The following is a 15,806-nucleotide window of genomic DNA, read 5'->3' as shown; positions in this document are numbered from 1 at the left end:
CGCGCCCCATATGAGTGACACGCGCAAGGAAGCCCCGGACACCGCCGGCACGTATTTCCTCACCGGCTTTCCGGGCTTCATCGGCAAACGCCTGGTCGAGCACATCCTCCGCGAGGAGCCCCGGGCGCACGTCTATGCCCTGGTGCAGCCCAAGCACCTCAAGGAGGCCCAGAAGCTCGCCGCCAAGCTCAAGGGCACGGGCGGCACGCTGGAGCTGCTCACCGGCGACATCGTGGACATGCACCTGGGCCTGTCCGGCGAGGAGTACCAGCGGCTGTGCGCGCGGGTGACGCACATCTACCACCTGGCCGCGGTGTTCTACCTGGGCGTGCCCAAGGAGACGGCCTGGCGCATCAACGTGGACGGCACGCGCAACGTGCTGGAGCTGGCGCGCGACTGCGAGCACCTGCGGCGCCTCAACTACTTCTCCACCTGCCACGTGTCCGGGGATCGGCTGGGCGTCATCGCCGAGGACGAGCTGGACTGCGGCCAGGCCTTCCGCAACGTATACGAGGAGACGAAGTTCCACGCCGAGCAGCGCATCCAACGCGCCGCGGCGAGCCTGCCCATCACCATCTTCCGCCCCTGCAGCGTGGTGGGCGACTCGCGCACCGGGGAGATCGACCGGTTCGAGGGGCCCTACTACCTGGGCATCCTCCTGGTGACGAGCCCGCTCGTCATGCCCATGCCCCTGCCGGGCAACGGCGTGGCCCCGCTCAACGTGGTGCCCGTGGACTACGTGGTGAAGGCCGTGTGGACGCTGTCGCACGATCCCCGCGCCGTGGGCCGCACCTTCCACCTGGTGGACCCCAACCCCATGAGCGCCCGCCGCGTCTACGAGCGCATCGCCGAGCAGTCCAACAAGAAGCTGCCCCGCTTCAACCTCTCGGCGCGCGCCGCGGACGTGATGATGCGGCTGCCCGTGCTGGAGAAGCTCGCCCGGCCCCAGCGCGCCGCGCTCGGCTACGTCAACCACCTGGCCATCTACAACTGCCACAACACCCTGGAGCTCCTGGACGGCACCGGCATCCGCTGCCCGCCCCTGGCCTCCTACCTGGATCAGCTCGTGGCCTACGTGCGCGAGCAGTACCGCCAGCGCCGCGAGCGCTCCTCCGAGGTGGAGGATCCCCTCGACCTGAGCCCCCCGCCGCTGGAGGACGACCCCTCCGACGCCGAGCCCCCCCGGAGTCGCTGATGCCCTCGCGCCACCCCCTCGCGCCCCTGCCCCTCCTCGGCCTCACCGCGCTGCTCGGCGCGGGGTGTCTGTCCACGACCGAGCCCCCCGCCCCGGTGGACCCCTGCGAGCCCAACCCCTGTACCCAGGGGGACAAGACGGCCTGCGTCAACGACAACGGCCGCGCGAGCTGCGTGTGCAAGGCGGGCACCATCCTGCGCCCCAACGGCGCGTGCGAGCCCCTGTCCGCCGCCAACTGCCCGGAGCACGCGGGCGACGCGGCCGAGCCGGATGACTGCCTCGCCCGGGCCGCGCCCCTCGCCACCGCCTCGGCCCTCACCGGGCGCACCATCGAGCCCGTGGGCGACTACGACTTCTTCCAGATCGACGGCACCGCGCGCACCATCTACACGCTCACGGCGGAGGCCTCGGCGGGCTCGCTCTTGCCCCGGCTGGACGTGTTCGATCCGCAGGGCGTGTGGCTCACGGCCCTGGACGCCACGACCTCGCCCCGGGTGAGCCTGGGCTTCAAGGCCCGGCTCAGCGCGCCCCACTACGTGCGCGTGAGCCACTCCCCGAGGGATCCCTCGCCCGGCACGGGCGCGTACACCCTGACGCTCGCGCCCTCCGTGGTGGACGACCATGGGGACACGGTCACCGAGGCCACGGGGCTCACCCCGAGCGCGGGCGGGAGCACCTCGCCGAGCACCCTCTCCGGCACCTTCGAGTACGGCCAGGACAAGGACGTCTTCTCCTTCCCGGTGACGCTCAACGCCGGCTACCGCGTGGAGTTCGACACGGCGGGCGGCCGCGTCATCCCCGCGCTCGCCGCCTACATCCGCGAGGACGTGCGCACGCCGTTCCGCACCGCGCAGAACGCCTTCATCGAGTTCCGCGCGGACTCCACCACCACGGTCTACCTGGAGCTGTCTCCGCCCACGGGCGCGACCGCCAGCTACTCCTTCAGGGTACTCGAGTTCCGCTAGCGCCCCGCGTGAGGATGACGTCCTGGTCCAGCAGCTGGACCAGGATGCCCAGCGTGTCCCGCCGCGACATGCCCGAGACGGCGAAGAGCGCCTCGTAGCTCGTGCGCCCGTCGATGCGCGACAGCAGGAAGCCCATGCGCGCATCCAGGCTGAGCTTCATCAACTCCGCCATGCGCAGCTTGAGCAGCGGCACCTGCCGGGTGTCCCCCAGCCGCTTCTCCCACTGCGTGCGCTGCACCTGCTCGCACCGCACGCGCGCCACCGCCAGCCGCCCATCCTCGGGCGCGCACCGCTCGGCCTTGTGCAGCAGTGCCAGGGCGCTCGTCACGTCCCCGAGGCCGAGCAACTCCTCCACGCCCACCAGGAGCGTGTCCACCTCGCGGGGCGGCTCGTCCTGGAGCGGCTCGTCCTGGAGCGGCTCGTCCTGGAGCGGCTCGTCCTGGAGCGGCTCGTCCGCGGCGGACTCCCGCTCGGACTCGGCCAGGTAGGCCAGCACGTCGTCGGTGATGGACGGCATGGAGGCCGTCGCCCCGGCCAGCAGCGACTCCTCGTCCTCCAACAGCACGACGCTCACCTCCACCAGGGAGGGCGTCACCGGCGCCGCGGCGAGCACGCCCAGGGCGGGCCCGGCGAGCACGGGTGCCAGTCCAGCGAAATGCGAAGGATCGCTCTTCATCACCCAGCCCCCTGCCTCACGCCAAGGACGAACCCCTCCCGAGACAGGAAAATCCGGGAAAGCGCGATGGCCTCTTGACATCCTAAGGAATCATGTTGTGGGAGTCAACGTTCTCGGCGGATTTTTGCAGGCTGAGAATATTTCGTGGACCCCCAGGCAACACGAAGCCCCGGCCCGCGGACACGCCCGTGAGCGGGGCGTGCGTGGCGGCACCGGGGCTCGGGAGCGGCCCGGGACGGAGGGGATGACTCAGGCGCGCAGGGCCTTCTCCAGCAGGCGCACGCCCTGGTCCAGGTCGTCGTGGGACACCGTATAGGCGGGGGCGAAGCGCAGCGTCTTCTCGCCCGCGGCGTTGAGCAGCAGGCCGAAGTCGCGGCACTTGGAGATGACGGGGGCGGCGTCCTGGAAGAGCTCCACGCCCACCAGCAGGCCCAGGCCGCGCACCTCCTTGATGACGGTGGGCAGCCGCACCTGCAGCTCGCGCAGGCGGCCGAGGAAGAACTCGCCCTTCTGCGCCACGTCGCGCAGCATCTGCGGCTCGCTCACCTTGCGGATGACGACGTTGGCGGCCACCGCGGCGATGAGGTTGCCGCCGAAGGTGGAGCCGTGCGTGCCCGGCGTGAGGCTCTGGCCCGCCTCCTCGGTGCACAGCATGGCGCCAATGGGCATGCCGTTGCCGAGCGACTTGGCCAGGCTGATGGCGTCCGGGAGGATGCCCTCGTGCTGGTAGGCGAAGACCTTGCCGGTGCGGCCCATGCCGGTCTGGATCTCATCCACGAGCAGGAGCAGCCCGTGCTCGTCGCACAGGGCGCGCAGGGCCTTGAGGAAGCCCGGGGGCGCCTGACGCACGCCGCCCTCGCCCTGGATGGGCTCCACGAGGATGGCCGCGGTGCGCTCGCTCACCGCGCGGCGCACGGCGTCGAGATCGCCGTAGGGCACGTGGGTGAAGCCCTCGGGCAGCGGCTCGAAGCCCTTGTGGTACTTGGGCTGGCCGGTGGCCGTGACGGTGGCCAGCGTGCGGCCGTGGAACGAGTTCTCGAAGGTGATGAGCTCGTAGCGGCCCGGCTGGCCCCGGTCCTTCTGCACCTTGCGCGCGAGCTTGATGAGCGCCTCGTTCGCCTCACCGCCCGAGTTGCAGAAGAAGGCGCGCGGCAGGCCCGCCGCCGCGGTGAGGCGCGCGGCCAGGTCGATCTGCGGCTGCGAGTAGAAGACGTTGGACACGTGCCAGAGCTTGTCGAGCTGGCCGCGCACCGCCGCCACCACCTCGGGGTTGCAGTGGCCCAGGCCGCACGTGGCGATGCCACCGAGCAGGTCCAGGTACTCCCGGCCATCCGCGTCCCACACGCGCGAGCCCAGCCCCCGCTCGAGCACGATGGGCTGCTGCTTGTAGTTCTGCAGCAGGTGCGCCTTCGCCTTGTCGATCCACTGCGCGTTCTTGGCCGGGGACGTGGGGGCGCGCGCCGCCTCCGGCTGAAGGGGGTTCAGGGTAGACACGGTGGCCATGGGGGAGCACTCCTAGGGGGGAACGGCTAGAGGATGTAACGCGAGAGATCTTCGTCTTGCACCACGGACGCCAGGCGCTCGCGCACGTAGACGGCGTCGATGAGCAGGGTCTTCGGTCCCTGCTCACTTGCCGAGAATGATACCTCGTCAAGCAGTCTTTCGAGCACGGTGTGCAGGCGCCGGGCCCCGATGTTTTCCGTCCGCTCGTTGACGTCCTGCGCGATGCGCGCGATCTCCACGACGGCGTCGTCGGAAAAATCCAGGCGCACGCCCTCGGTATCCATGAGGGCGGTGTATTGCCGCAGGAGTGAATTGCGCGGCTCGCGCAGGATGCGTACCAGGTCCTCGCCCCTGAGGGGCTCGAGCTCCACGCGGATGGGGAAGCGGCCCTGCAGCTCGGGGATGAGGTCGCTCGGCTTGGACACGTGGAAGGCGCCCGCGGCGATGAAGAGCATGTGGTCCGTCTTCACCTGGCCGTACTTGGTGTTGACGGTGGAGCCTTCCACGATGGGCAGGATGTCGCGCTGCACGCCCTCGCGCGACACGTCCGGGCCGGACTTGCCGCCGCCCTCGCGGCTGGCGATCTTGTCGATCTCGTCGATGAAGATGATGCCGCTGGTCTCCGCGCGCACGATGGCCTCGCGGTTGACGCGATCGGGCTCCAGCAGCCGCGCGGCCTCCTCCTGCTCCATGAGCTTGAGCGCCTCGGGCGCGCGCACCTTGCGCCGCCGCGAGCGGTTCATGCCCGGCATGTTCTTGAACAGCTCCTGGAGGTTGGCCCCCAGCTCCTCCATGCCCTGGCCCCCCATGCCGCGCATGAAGGGCGGCGCGCTGGCCTCCGCCGTCTCCACCTCCACCTCCTGATCATCCAGGGTGCCGGCGCGCAGCCGGGCGCGCAGCTTCTCGCGCTCGGCGTCCCCGAGCCGGGGCACCGCGGGGGGCGGCGGGGGCGGCGCCATGAAGCCCATGCCACCGGAGGGCCGCGCCGCGGGGCCATGGCCCGCGAGCAGCTGGGCGAGCCGGTCCTCGGCGAGCTCCAGGGCGCGCTCGCGCACCTTCTCCAGCTCCTCGTCGCGCACCAGCGCGATGGCGGCCTCCACCAGGTCGCGCACCATGGACTCCACGTCCCGGCCCACGTAGCCCACCTCGGTGAACTTGGAGGCCTCCACCTTGACGAACGGCGCCTGGGAGAGCTTGGCCAGCCGCCGGGCGATCTCCGTCTTTCCCACGCCCGTGGGGCCGATCATGATGATGTTCTTGGGGTGGATCTCCTCGCGCAGCTCGTCGGTGACCTGCTGGCGGCGCCAGCGGTTGCGCAGGGCGATGGCCACGGCGCGCTTGGCCGCGTTCTGGCCGACGATGTAGCGGTCCAGCTCGCCCACCACCTCGCGCGGCGTGAAGGCGGCAATCTTGCGGGGGTTGCTCATGGCGGCCCTCAGAGCTCTTCGTAGGTGACGTTGGAGTTGGTGTAGACGCAGATGTCGGCGGCGATCTGCATGGAGTGCGTGGCCACCTCGCGCGCGGACAGCTGGGTGTGGGTCATGAGGGCCCGCGCGGCGCTGAGCGCATAGGAGCCGCCGCTGCCCACCGCGGCGATGCCGTGGTCCGGCTCGATGACGTCCCCCGCGCCGGAGAGGATGAAGGTCTTCTCCCGGTCGGCCACGATGAGCAGCGCCTCCAGCCGGCGCAGGAAGCGGTCGGTGCGCCAGTCCTTGCCCAGCTCCACGCACGCGCGGGCGAGGTTCTTCTGGTGCTCCTTGAGCCGGGCCTCGAAGCGCTCGAAGAGCGTGAAGGCGTCGGCGGTGCTGCCGGCGAACCCGGCGAGCACCGAGCCGTCTCCGATACGGCGGACCTTCTTCGCCGTGTTCTTCATGATGGTCTTGTCGAGACTGACCTGACCGTCGCCCGCGATGACGACCTTCGACTCGCGGCGCACACAGAGGATGGTGGTGCCATGGAACATGTCCCCGGGTTTAACAAGCGCGCCCCGGCGTTTCCACGACACTCCCACGCTTCCCTGGACGGTTGTTGGGCGCCTCACGCCCGGGGGTGGGCGGCGTCGTAGACGGCCTGGAGCTGCTCCCAGCTCACGTGCGTATAGCGCTGGGTGGTGGACAGGCTCGCGTGGCCGAGCAGCTCCTGGATGCTGCGGATGTCCGCCCCTCCCCCGAGCAGGTGCGTGGCGAACGAGTGGCGCAGGGCGTGGGGGCTCACCTTGCGCTGCAGCGCGCACGCCAGCACGTGCGCGTCCAGGTGCCGGGCGATGCTGCGCGGCGTCAGCCGGCCGCCCCGGTGGTTGAGGAAGATGGCCTCCGGCACCTGGCCCGCGCGCGGCTCGGCCAGGAGCTCGTCCCGGCGCGCCAGGTACGCCTCGAGCGCGCGGATGGCCTGCGCGTTCACCGGGCACAGGCGCTCCTTGCTGCCCTTGCCCATCACCCGGAGGATGCGCCCCGGGCGGTCCACGTCCAACAGATCCAACCCGCACAGCTCGCTGATGCGCAGGCCCCCGCCGTAGAGGATTTCCAGGATGGCCCGATCGCGCAGCCCCAGCACCGTGTCCTGGGAGGGCACGTCGAGCAGCGCGAACAGCTCGTCCACGGGCATCACCTTGGGCAGCTTCTTGGGCTGCTTGGGGCTCTTGACGAGCTTGGCCGGGCTGCCGGGCAGGAGCTTCTGACGCACCAGGTACTTGTAGAAGCTCTTGATGCTGGCGAGCCGGCGCGCGCGGCTGGCCGGGGCGTGCTCCACGGCGAGCGTGCCCAGGTAGCCCCGGATGGCCGCGTGCGAGGCCGACAGGAGCGAGAGCTTCATGCGCTCGACGAGGTAGCGCTCGAAGTCCACCAGATCGATGAAGTAGTTGCGCACGGTGTGGGGGCTCGCGCCCTTCTCGTCCACCAGGTGGACCCGGAACTTCTCCAGCAGGGGCGACAGCGCGGCGGGACTCATGGGAGCTCCTAGCGTAGACGCCCCCCCGTGCCCCGCAAGCTTCCGCCCTCCCCTGGACGCACGGTCGGGTCGCGGAGACCCCCCCCGGGGACTATAGTGAACCTCGGGGGGTTCGTGGCCGGGCCCTTCATGCCAGGAGAGTCACCTTGAGCGGTTCGAGCGGTCCCGAGCGGCGTCGCCATCCCCGTCATCGGGTGCGTCTGCGCATCCAGTTCCTGAGGAACGACAGCGAGGTCGCCGGGGAGATCTTCAACATCTCGCGCTCCGGCTGCCTGCTCGTCACGCCCGTGAAGATGAACGAGGGCGAGCGCTTCAGCGTGTACCTGCCCACCCTGGGGCACTCCCAGGTCATCCAGGTGGTGCGCATCCGCCCGACGGGCATGTGGTTCGTGGTGGCCGTCAACTTCGAGCCGCAGCTGCTCGACGAGTCGGTGCTGCTCAAGCTCGCCAGCCAGGATACGGGCCCCCAGGAGGAGCCCGAGCAGCTCTTCTGAGCCGCGCGAGCCGCCGCGCTAGCCGTCCTTGCGCGCCACCAGCAGGTGCAAGCACCCGGTGTCCTCGGTCCACACCTCCCGCGAGCGCACACCGGGCAGTCCGTCCAGGAGCCGCAGCAGATCCTCCGGCTCGCGGTAGATGAGGTACCAGTCCAGCGCGGTCTCGATGAAGACGTGCATGGGGTTGCGCGCGTTGAAGTTGCCCACCACGAGCTGGCCGCCCGGGGCCAGTCCGTCCCACAGCTTCTGGGTGAGCCGCCGCGCGAAGCGCTCCGTCAGGTAGTCGAAGAGCCCGATGGAGTAGATGAAGTCCTGCGAGGCGGGCTCCAGGTCGCTGCGGTTGCGCAAGAGCTCCAGCACCGAGCCACACCACAACCGCAGGGCCGCGTGGTGCGTGGCGGGCAGCGCGCCCACGTGCGTGAAGTGCCCCAGCGCCGAGTCCAGCGCGCCCTGGTCCTGGTCCATCAACGTCACGCCCTCGAAGGCGATGTCGCGTGCCACCGCGACGAGCTCGGGCGCCGAGCCGGACGCCACGTTCATCACCCGGCGCGCTCCGCGTGCGTGCTCCTCGCGCAAGAGCTGGCTGAGCTTGTCCCGGCGGTTGCGCACCGCCTGGAAGCCCGGCAGCTCCAGGGCCCACGTGTCCATCCACCGCTCCTGCGGCGTCGTGCCCTCGGGCTCGCGCCGGTAGAGCGCCTCCATCATCATGAAGTCGCCCGCGTAGCCGCGGGGCTTCTCCCAGCAGCGCCGCAGCACCGCGCTCTTCCAGAAGAAGGGACCGGCCTGGGCGCGAAAGCGCTCCTGCTCCGGCGAGGCCCGCGTGAGGCCCGCCTGGCCGGGTGCACTCCCCGTACGCCACACCTCCCGCAGCAGTGCGTCCAATCGGGCCGCGTCATCGGCCGTGGGCGGTGATGCGATCCGTCCAGAATTTTCCAACTCCGCCAACCACGCACACAGCGTGGAAAGCGCGGCGTCGAAAGTTTCCGATGAGGCAGGAGCGACAGCGTGACGGGAGAGCGGGTTCAAGGCGGTCGTACCTAACCTGTGACGCTCACGCGATCCTCGGACGAGGACCCGGAGTCCCCATTGTGTCAGAATCAGAGAACCATGCCATCGCTTACCCACCAGGAATGCACGCAGCGAATGGACCTCGCTCCGGACTCGGCGACGGTGCGAGGCCTCATCTTCAATGCGGTCTTCAAGCTCGTGAAGCAGCACCACGGAGATGCGGCGAGCAATGAGTTGCGCGCCACCGTCTCGAAGAAACCGTTGGTGGATTTCTTCTCCTACTCCGCCCGCGATTTCCTCCAGGTCCTCTACCAGGCCGCGGAGCTGCTCGCGCCGCAGTACGGCTCGCACGAGTCCGCCATCCGGGCGTGCGGCGCGGCGGCCGTGGGCGGCTTCTTCGACTCGGGCGTGGGCCGCACGCTCACGCACATCATCGGCAAGGGAGACCCCAAGCGGCTCTTCTCGAGCGCGCCCACGGCCTACTCCACCACGGTGAGCTACGGGCAGCGCGAGTACGCGCTGCTCGGCGAGCGCAAGCTGCGCCTGCGCTTCACCGGGGACATGCAGCCGGTGGAGTTCCACCAGGGCCTCCTGGAGGCGGCGCTCCAGGGCATCGGCTGCCAGGGCCGCATCGAGGTGCAGCGCAGGGGGCTCGACGCGGCGGACTACATCATCGAGTGGTGAGCCCCAACACTCGGTGACTCACGGCCGCGCGGGGGCCACGTACACCCCCGCGCCCGCGCCCTTGAGCACGTAGACCGCGAGCGACTCGCCCGGCCCAGCGAAGTACACGGGCAGCTGGGCCCCCTGGTCGAGCAGGCGGCGCGAGTGGCTCTTCACGTCGTAGAGCGACACGTCGAAGGTGTCCGCGTCCATGCGCGCCGAGGTGGCCAGCACCCGCTCGCCGTCCTTGGAGAACTTGTAGCTGTAGATGCCCTGCAGCCAGGCGTCCGGCGCGGCCTCGGGCGCGGGGGGCAGCGTGAGCGCCTTGAAGTCACACGCGCGGCCCTCGCGCGTGCACCCCGAGCGGAAGACGAGCGCGCCGTTCTCCGGCGCGAAGCCGTAGCCGAACACGCCCGCCTGGGCCTTGCGCGCCTTCTCCTCGCCGCCCACCGCGTAGAGCATCAGGTCCACCGAGTAGATGGGCTTGAGGAAGCGCGACAGGTAGGCCACGTGCTTGCCGTCGGCGCCCCAGGTGAAGTTGGGCACGCGGCTGCCCACGAGCTTCGGCTCGCCGTCGGGCAGCGTCACCACGCCCATGAGGCCCGCGCGCGCGGACTCGTCGTACTTGGCCAGGAAGCCCAGCGCCCGCGAGTCCGGCGAGAAGGCGAGCTCCTTCACGCCGTCGCCCACCTTGCGGCCCGCCTCGCCCGAGGCCGGCCCCACCATCAGGTCGCCCAGCTGCTCGGGCTTGCCGCCGTCGTTGCGCGCCAGCCACTGGGAGTCCGGCGAGAAGGCGAACGCGGTGGTGCCCGTGGCCACCTTCTTGCCCTTCCACTCGGGGGCCTCGGCCACGTACAGGTCATACGTGCTCGCGCTGCCCCGCGACTGGTAGGCCAGGTAGCGCGAGTCCGCGGAGGACAGGTAGTCGCCCACCTGATCGCCCAATACGCGCGGCTCGGCCAGCGCGCCGGTGGCCAGGGGCTGCACCGGCACCGTCAACAGGCTGCCCGCCGCCCGGAGCTTGCGCTTGAAGAAGAGCGTCTGGCTGTCCGGGGAGAACTCCGCCGTGGCGACCTCGCCGCCCACCGGGCGGAACGGCCCCGCCGGCAGCGCGCCGAGCTTGAGCACGCCCCCATCCACGAAGGCCAGCTGCTTGCCGTCCGGGCTCGGCACGAAGTACGTCACCGCGTCGCCCAGGCGCTGCGGCTCGGCCGTGGGCTCGGCCAGCACGAGCGAGTGCAGCACCCCGGACTGGCTCGCCAGGTTGTAGCCGGTGAGGAACAGCACGTGCCGCGAGTCCGGCGAGAAGAGCAGCCCGCCGGGCACGTTCGTCACCCCGTCGCCAATCCTGCGCGGTTGGCCCCCCTCCACCGGCACCACGTAGAGCTCGCCCAGGCGCATCTGCGGCGGAATGCCCTCCACGGTGGGCTTGCGCGTCTTCTTGAGGAACGAGGCGAAGCGCCCGTCCGCCGACACCCGCAGGTCCTCGGCCGCGCCCTCCGCGAGGAGGATGCCCGTGCCGCCCGCGGCCTCCGCGTTCTGGGTGCCCGGGCGCGCCCGCCCCTTGGCCTCGCCCTCGCGCTTGCAGCCCGTCAGCGCGAGCACCACCAGGGCGCCCGTCAGGGCTCCCGTCGCCATCAATCGTCGGTTCATGCGCTCCTCCGGGGCTCGTCGCCAGGCGGCACGCTCGGCAGCCACGTGGCCAGGTCCGCGCGCGCGCGCTCCGCGTACTTCACCCGCTTGTCCGCCTTCTTGAAGCGTCCCTCCAGGGGCGGAAACAGGCCGAAGATGATGTTGGAGGGCTGGTAGTCGTAGTCCGCCGGGTGCGCCTCGCCCGTCACGTGGCGGTAGAGCGCGCCCAGGGCCGTGGTGGCCGGCGGCGGCAGGAACTCGGTGCCCGTGAGCCGCGCGTACACCGCCAGCGCCGCGAGGTAGCCGCACGCCGCCGACTCCACGTAGCCCTCCACGCCGGTGATCTGCCCCGCGAAGAACAGCCGCGACTCGGCCTTGAGCGACAAGTCCCGCCCGAGCAGCCGCGGCGCGTCGATGAAGGTGTTGCGGTGGATCTGCCCCATGCGCAGGAACTCGGCCTGGGCCAGGCCCGGAATGCAGGTGGAGAAGATGCGCTTCTGCTCACCCCACGTCAGGCGCGTCTGGAAGCCCACCATGTTCCACGACGTGCCGCCCTTGTCCTCCATGCGCAGCTGCACCACCGCGTGCGACTCGCGGCCCGTGCGCGGGTCCACCAGGCCCACCGGCTTCATCGGCCCGTAGGCCAGCGTCTGCTCGCCGCGATCCACCATGACCTCGATGGGCAGACACCCCTCGAAGTAGCGGGGTTCCTCGAACGCGTGCGGCTCGAGCTTCTGGCCCGCCTTCACCTCGGCGATGAAGCGCGCGTACTCGGACTCGGTGAGCGGCAGGTTGATGTAGTCGTCCCCGCCCCCCTTGCCGTAGCGGCTCGCGCGAAAGGCGATGGTCATGTCGATGGAGTCCCCCGACACGATGGGCGCGATGGAGTCGTAGAAATAGAGCTTCTCGCCCACGTAGCGCTCCAGGTCCCGCGTGAGCGCGTCCGAGGTGAGCGGGCCGGTCGCCACCACCACCACGCCCTCGGGCAGCACGTCCACCTCGCCGGCCACCACCTCCACGCCCGGCGCCTCGCGCACCGCGCGCGTCACCGCCCGGGAGAAGTCATCGCGCTGCACCGCCAGGGCGTCCCCGGCGGGCACCCGGTGCGCGTCCGCGCTGCCGAGGATGAGCGAGGAGAGCGCGCGCAGCTCCTGGTGCAGCAGCCCGATGGCGCTCTCCGGGTTGTCCGAGCGCAGCGAGTTGGAGCACACGAGCTCGGCGAACGTGTCCGTCTTGTGCGCGGGCGAGCGGCGCTGGGGCTTCATCTCCCGCAGCGTCACGGGCACCCCGCGCCTCGCCAGTTGCCAGGCGCACTCGCTGCCCGCGAGGCCACCACCAATCACCGTCACCCGCTGAAACGTCACGTCCTGCCTGCCTCTCTCCAGGCCCACCCGGGGCCGGTCCACGTGCGGCCCCTGTTAGCAGGCGCCCCCCCGCCCTGTCCTCGCCTTCCACGTCGGCGTGTCCACCCCGGACCCCCAGGGGCTCGCCCACTCGGCCGCTCCCCGGCCTTGCGAGGCGGGTAGGTGGGGGGGCCGCAGTTACCCTACCTCCTCGGAACTCCTACCTTTGGCCAGTTCAACCGCGCGCGAACCCACGAGCCGCGCGATTCATTCTCACGGGAGCCAGAGGCCATGAAGCGAGCCGACGACCTGCTGAACATCCGCAACCTGCTGCAGAAGCGGCGCCGCTCCATCCTCAACGCCACGGAGGGCACGCACCGCGAGCTCCGGGCGCTCAAGGATCAGGAGCGAGACCCCGAGTACGAGGAGCAGGCCCAGGCGGAGCTGGCCGACTACACCCTGTCCACGCTGATGGAGTCGCAGCGGCGCGAGGTGATGCTCATCGACGCGGCGCTGCGGCGCATGGACATGAACGTGTTCGGCGAGTGCGTGGACTGCGGGGGGGAGATCTCCATCGAGCGGCTGGAGGCCCTGCCCTTCGCCATCCGCTGCGAGGAGGACGCCACCACCCACGAGCTGGAGCAGCGCGGGGGCCACCAGCAGTCCATCCCCACGCTCTAGCGGGACCCCAGCCCCGGACACGGCCGGGGGAGCCCGAGGGCTCCCCCGGACGGCCTCACGCCGCCGTGGAGGCGTCGGGCGAGGGGTTCGGGGACGCGGCGGCCGCCGCGGCGACGGCCTCCGGATCCTGCACCTGCCGGCGGTAGTCGCACTCCTTGTTGGGACAGGCCACGAAGGGGCCGTCCCGCTTGGAGAACTTCTGCAGCAGGTAGGGCGACTGGCACTGCGGACAGGCCTCGGCGAGCGGCCGATCCCACGCGGCGAACTTGCAGTCCGGGTAGCGGTTGCACCCGAAGAAGATCTTCCCGAAGCGGCTGCGGCGCTCGGTGAGGTAGCCCTGCTTGCAGTCCGGGCACGACACGCCGATGGAGATGGGCTTGGACGTCTTGCACTCGGGGTAGCCCGAGCACGCGAGGAACTTGCCGAAGCGGCCGCGCTTGACGACCATGTTCTTGCCGCAGTTGGCGCACAGCTCGTCCGTGGTCTCCTCCTCCACGATGACGATCTTCCCCTCCACGTCGCGCTTGAAGTCCTTGGTGTTCTTGCAGTCGGGGTAGTTGGAGCAGGCCAGGAAGTGGCCCATCTTCCCCCACTTGATCACCATGATGTGGCCGCACTTCTCGCACGCCACGTCGGTCTTCACTTCCTCGCGCTTGACGTCGCGCATCTCCGTCTCGGCCTTCTCGAGCGTCTCCTTGAAGGGCTCGTAGAAGTCCTTGAGCACGGCCTTCCAGTTGGCCTCGCCCTCGGAGATCTGGTCCAGCTTCTCCTCCATGTTGGCCGTGAACGTCACGTCCAGCTCCTGGGGGAAGTGCTTGACGAGCAGATCGTTGCAGATGAGGCCCAGGTCCGTGGGACGGAAGCGGCCCTCGATCTTCTCCGCGTACTTCTTGTCCTGGATGGTGGAGAGGATGGCGGCGTAGGTGGACGGACGGCCGATGCCCCGCTCCTCCAGCTCCTTGACCAGGGTGGCCTCGGAGAAGCGCGGCGGGGGCTGGGTGAAGTGCTGCTCGTCCACGAGCTTCTGCAGGCCGAGCGTGTCGCCGTCGTTGAGCACGGGCAGGTCGCCCGTGGCGTCCTCGGCCGTCTCGTCGCCCGCGGCGCGCGCCTTCTCCTGGGCGGCCTCCTCCTCGGGGGTGAGGCTGGCGCCGTAGATGGCCAGGTAGCCGGGGAACTTGAGCGTGGAGCCCGAGGCGCGGAAGGTGGCCCGGCCCGCGGTGATGTCCGCGCTCGTCTGATCGTACACGGCGGGCTTGGTCTGGCACGCCACGAAGCGGTTCCAGATGAGCTCGTAGAGGCGGAACATGTCCGCGGCCATGTCGTCGTTCATCGCGTCGAACGCCGCCTTGACCTTGGCGGGCGGGTAGTCGAGCGACGTGGGGCGGATGGCCTCGTGCGCGTCCTGGGCGCCCTTCTTGGTGCGGTACACCACGGGCGCCTCGGGCAGGTAGTCCTGCCCGTACGTCTGCTGGATGAAGTCGCGCACGCCCGCCACGGCCTGGTCGGACAGACGGGTGGAGTCCGTACGCATGTACGTGATGAGCGCCGTCTGGCCCTCCTCGCCGAGCAGCACGCCTTCATAGAGCCGCTGGGCGAGCGCCATGGTCTTCTTGGCGGTGAAGTGCAGGCGGTTGGCGGCCTCCTGCTGGAGCTTGGAGGTGATGAAGGGGGCGGGCGCGTTGCGGCGCCGCTCGCGCTTGTCCACCTTGCTCACGGTGAAGGGCGCGCCCTTGACCTCCTCCACGAGGCCGCGCGTGGTGGCCGCGTCCTTGAGCTCCACCTTCTTGCCGTCCACGCGTGACAGCTTCGCCTTGAAGGGCGGCGGTCCCGAGGGCCCCTCGAGCACGGCGTCCAGCGTCCAGTACTCCTGGGGCACGAAGGCCTTGATCTCGCTCTCGCGCTCGCAGATGAGGCGCACGGCCACCGACTGCACGCGGCCGGCGGACAGGCCCCGGCGCACCTTCTTCCAGAGGATGGGCGAGATCTGGTAGCCCACGAGCCGGTCGAGGATGCGCCGCGTCTGCTGCGAGTCGTAGTTGTCCTGACTCAGCTGGCGCGGGTTGGCGATGGCCTCCTGGATGGCCGGCTTGGTGATCTCGTTGAACATCACCCGGTAGGAGTCCGGGTGGCGCAGCTGCTGGTTGATGTGCCAGGCGATGGCCTCGCCCTCGCGATCCGGGTCCGTGGCGAGGAAGACCTTGTCCACGCCCTGGGCGGCCTTCTTGAGCTCGCCGAGCACCTTCTCCTTGCCCTTGATGACCTCGTACTGGGGCTCGAACTCCTTCTCCAGGTCCACGCCCATCTTGCTCTTGGGCAGGTCCAGGATGTGGCCCACGGACGCCTTCACCGTGTAGCCCGAGCCCAGGTACTTCTTGATCGTCTTGGCCTTGGCGGGCGACTCGACGACCACGAGGTAGTGCGGACCCTTGCCGCGCCGGGCCGGCGTGTCCTCGCCCTCCCCCTCTTCCTCCGCGGAGGCCTCCACCGTGGCCAGCTCGCCCTTCTTGCCCTTGCCCTTGCCCCGCGCGGCCGTCTTCTTGGCCGCCGCCTTCTTGGCGGACGCCTTCTTCGCGGTGGTCTTCTTGGCGGTGGTCTTCTTGCGCGCCGCCGGCTTCTTGGCTGCCTTCCCGGAGGTCGCCGTCTCCTCGACCTCCTGCTCGCCCGCCGTGGCGGTCTTCTTCGTGCGCGTCGCCATGATTT

General features: G+C 70.2%; 14 protein-coding genes. 5 read left to right on the top strand and 9 right to left on the bottom strand.

The features are described 5' to 3' along the window. The first annotated feature begins 10 nt into the window (after positions 1-10). The gene (locus I3V78_RS17465; RefSeq protein WP_204489555.1) at positions 11-1,195 is read left to right on the top strand and encodes an SDR family oxidoreductase; all 1,185 of its coding nucleotides are present in this window, start codon (positions 11-13) and stop codon (positions 1,193-1,195) included. Next, complete coding sequence (locus I3V78_RS17460) at positions 1,195-2,160, top strand: hypothetical protein (RefSeq protein ID WP_204489552.1); 966 nt, start codon at positions 1,195-1,197, stop codon at positions 2,158-2,160. The genes I3V78_RS17465 and I3V78_RS17460 overlap by 1 nt, the downstream gene beginning before the upstream one ends. Here I3V78_RS17460 and I3V78_RS17455 read toward each other — a convergent pair. The 5 genes from I3V78_RS17455 to I3V78_RS17435 form a co-directional block, all read right to left on the bottom strand. Further along, the gene (locus tag I3V78_RS17455) at positions 2,138-2,836 is read right to left on the bottom strand and encodes a hypothetical protein (RefSeq protein ID WP_204489550.1); all 699 of its coding nucleotides are present in this window, start codon (positions 2,834-2,836) and stop codon (positions 2,138-2,140) included. The two genes, I3V78_RS17460 and I3V78_RS17455, sit on opposite strands and share 23 nt — an antisense overlap. A gap of 249 nt (positions 2,837-3,085) precedes the next feature. After that, positions 3,086-4,339, bottom strand: a complete 1,254-nt coding sequence (locus I3V78_RS17450) for an aspartate aminotransferase family protein (protein ID WP_204489547.1) — start codon at positions 4,337-4,339, stop codon at positions 3,086-3,088. Positions 4,340-4,365: 26 nt separating this feature from the next. Next, positions 4,366-5,766, bottom strand: coding sequence for an ATP-dependent protease ATPase subunit HslU (hslU, locus tag I3V78_RS17445; RefSeq protein WP_204489545.1), 1,401 nt, complete (start codon positions 5,764-5,766; stop codon positions 4,366-4,368). Between the two features lie 8 nt (positions 5,767-5,774). Next, entirely contained in the window at positions 5,775-6,302 is a 528-nt protein-coding gene (gene hslV / locus I3V78_RS17440) for an ATP-dependent protease subunit HslV (RefSeq protein ID WP_204489543.1), read from the bottom strand. Positions 6,303-6,376: 74 nt separating this feature from the next. Beyond that, entirely contained in the window at positions 6,377-7,285 is a 909-nt protein-coding gene (locus I3V78_RS17435) for a tyrosine recombinase XerC (RefSeq protein WP_204489541.1), read from the bottom strand. A 146-nt stretch (positions 7,286-7,431) separates the two neighbouring features. Here I3V78_RS17435 and I3V78_RS17430 point away from each other — a divergent pair, with 146 nt between their 5' ends. Beyond that, positions 7,432-7,779 carry a PilZ domain-containing protein gene (locus tag I3V78_RS17430; protein WP_204489538.1) on the top strand — a complete coding sequence of 116 codons (348 nt, stop codon included), beginning with the start codon at positions 7,432-7,434 and terminating at the stop codon, positions 7,777-7,779. A gap of 18 nt (positions 7,780-7,797) precedes the next feature. On the opposite strand, the gene I3V78_RS17425 is transcribed toward I3V78_RS17430, so the two are convergent. Next, positions 7,798-8,661 (bottom strand): class I SAM-dependent methyltransferase, encoded by an 864-nt coding sequence (locus tag I3V78_RS17425; RefSeq protein ID WP_239576470.1) that lies wholly within the window; start codon positions 8,659-8,661, stop codon positions 7,798-7,800. Positions 8,662-8,922: 261 nt separating this feature from the next. On the opposite strand from I3V78_RS17425, the gene I3V78_RS17420 reads away from it, so the two are divergent. Further along, positions 8,923-9,471 (top strand): DUF2378 family protein, encoded by a 549-nt coding sequence (locus tag I3V78_RS17420; protein ID WP_204489536.1) that lies wholly within the window; start codon positions 8,923-8,925, stop codon positions 9,469-9,471. An 18-nt stretch (positions 9,472-9,489) separates the two neighbouring features. On the opposite strand, the gene I3V78_RS17415 is transcribed toward I3V78_RS17420, so the two are convergent. Together I3V78_RS17415 and trmFO are read right to left on the bottom strand one after the other, a co-directional pair. After that, on the bottom strand, positions 9,490-11,103 hold the full coding sequence (locus I3V78_RS17415; protein ID WP_239576469.1) for a gliding motility protein: 1,614 nt from the start codon (positions 11,101-11,103) through the stop codon (positions 9,490-9,492). Further along, complete coding sequence (trmFO, locus tag I3V78_RS17410) at positions 11,100-12,446, bottom strand: methylenetetrahydrofolate--tRNA-(uracil(54)-C(5))-methyltransferase (FADH(2)-oxidizing) TrmFO (protein ID WP_204489534.1); 1,347 nt, start codon at positions 12,444-12,446, stop codon at positions 11,100-11,102. The genes I3V78_RS17415 and trmFO overlap by 4 nt, the downstream gene beginning before the upstream one ends. A 270-nt stretch (positions 12,447-12,716) precedes the next feature. On the opposite strand from trmFO, the gene I3V78_RS17405 reads away from it, so the two are divergent. Continuing rightward, positions 12,717-13,106, top strand: a complete 390-nt coding sequence (locus tag I3V78_RS17405) for a TraR/DksA family transcriptional regulator (protein WP_204489532.1) — start codon at positions 12,717-12,719, stop codon at positions 13,104-13,106. Positions 13,107-13,161: 55 nt separating this feature from the next. On the opposite strand, the gene topA is transcribed toward I3V78_RS17405, so the two are convergent. Continuing rightward, positions 13,162-15,801 (bottom strand): type I DNA topoisomerase, encoded by a 2,640-nt coding sequence (gene topA, locus I3V78_RS17400; protein ID WP_204489530.1) that lies wholly within the window; start codon positions 15,799-15,801, stop codon positions 13,162-13,164. Positions 15,802-15,806 lie beyond the last annotated feature (5 nt).

The organism is Archangium primigenium, from assembly GCF_016904885.1.
GTDB lineage: Bacteria > Myxococcota > Myxococcia > Myxococcales > Myxococcaceae > Cystobacter > Cystobacter primigenius.
Note: the sequence above shows the minus strand (reverse complement) of the source record. Positions and strands in the feature narration are given on the sequence as shown.

Excerpts from the sequence above, each read along its gene's own strand:
- hslV (WP_204489543.1), bottom strand. The coding sequence starts at position 6,302 with ATGTTCCATGGCACCACCATCCTCTGTGTGCGCCGCGAGTCGAAGGTC.
- topA (WP_204489530.1), bottom strand. The coding sequence starts at position 15,801 with ATGGCGACGCGCACGAAGAAGACCGCCACGGCGGGCGAGCAGGAGGTC.
- I3V78_RS17460 (WP_204489552.1), top strand. The coding sequence starts at position 1,195 with ATGCCCTCGCGCCACCCCCTCGCGCCCCTGCCCCTCCTCGGCCTCACC.
- I3V78_RS17415 (WP_239576469.1), bottom strand. The coding sequence starts at position 11,103 with ATGAACCGACGATTGATGGCGACGGGAGCCCTGACGGGCGCCCTGGTG.
- hslU (WP_204489545.1), bottom strand. The coding sequence starts at position 5,766 with ATGAGCAACCCCCGCAAGATTGCCGCCTTCACGCCGCGCGAGGTGGTG.
- I3V78_RS17420 (WP_204489536.1), top strand. The coding sequence starts at position 8,923 with ATGGACCTCGCTCCGGACTCGGCGACGGTGCGAGGCCTCATCTTCAAT.
- I3V78_RS17450 (WP_204489547.1), bottom strand. The coding sequence starts at position 4,339 with ATGGCCACCGTGTCTACCCTGAACCCCCTTCAGCCGGAGGCGGCGCGC.
- I3V78_RS17465 (WP_204489555.1), top strand. The coding sequence starts at position 11 with ATGAGTGACACGCGCAAGGAAGCCCCGGACACCGCCGGCACGTATTTC.
- I3V78_RS17455 (WP_204489550.1), bottom strand. The coding sequence starts at position 2,836 with ATGAAGAGCGATCCTTCGCATTTCGCTGGACTGGCACCCGTGCTCGCC.
- I3V78_RS17435 (WP_204489541.1), bottom strand. The coding sequence starts at position 7,285 with ATGAGTCCCGCCGCGCTGTCGCCCCTGCTGGAGAAGTTCCGGGTCCAC.
- I3V78_RS17405 (WP_204489532.1), top strand. The coding sequence starts at position 12,717 with ATGAAGCGAGCCGACGACCTGCTGAACATCCGCAACCTGCTGCAGAAG.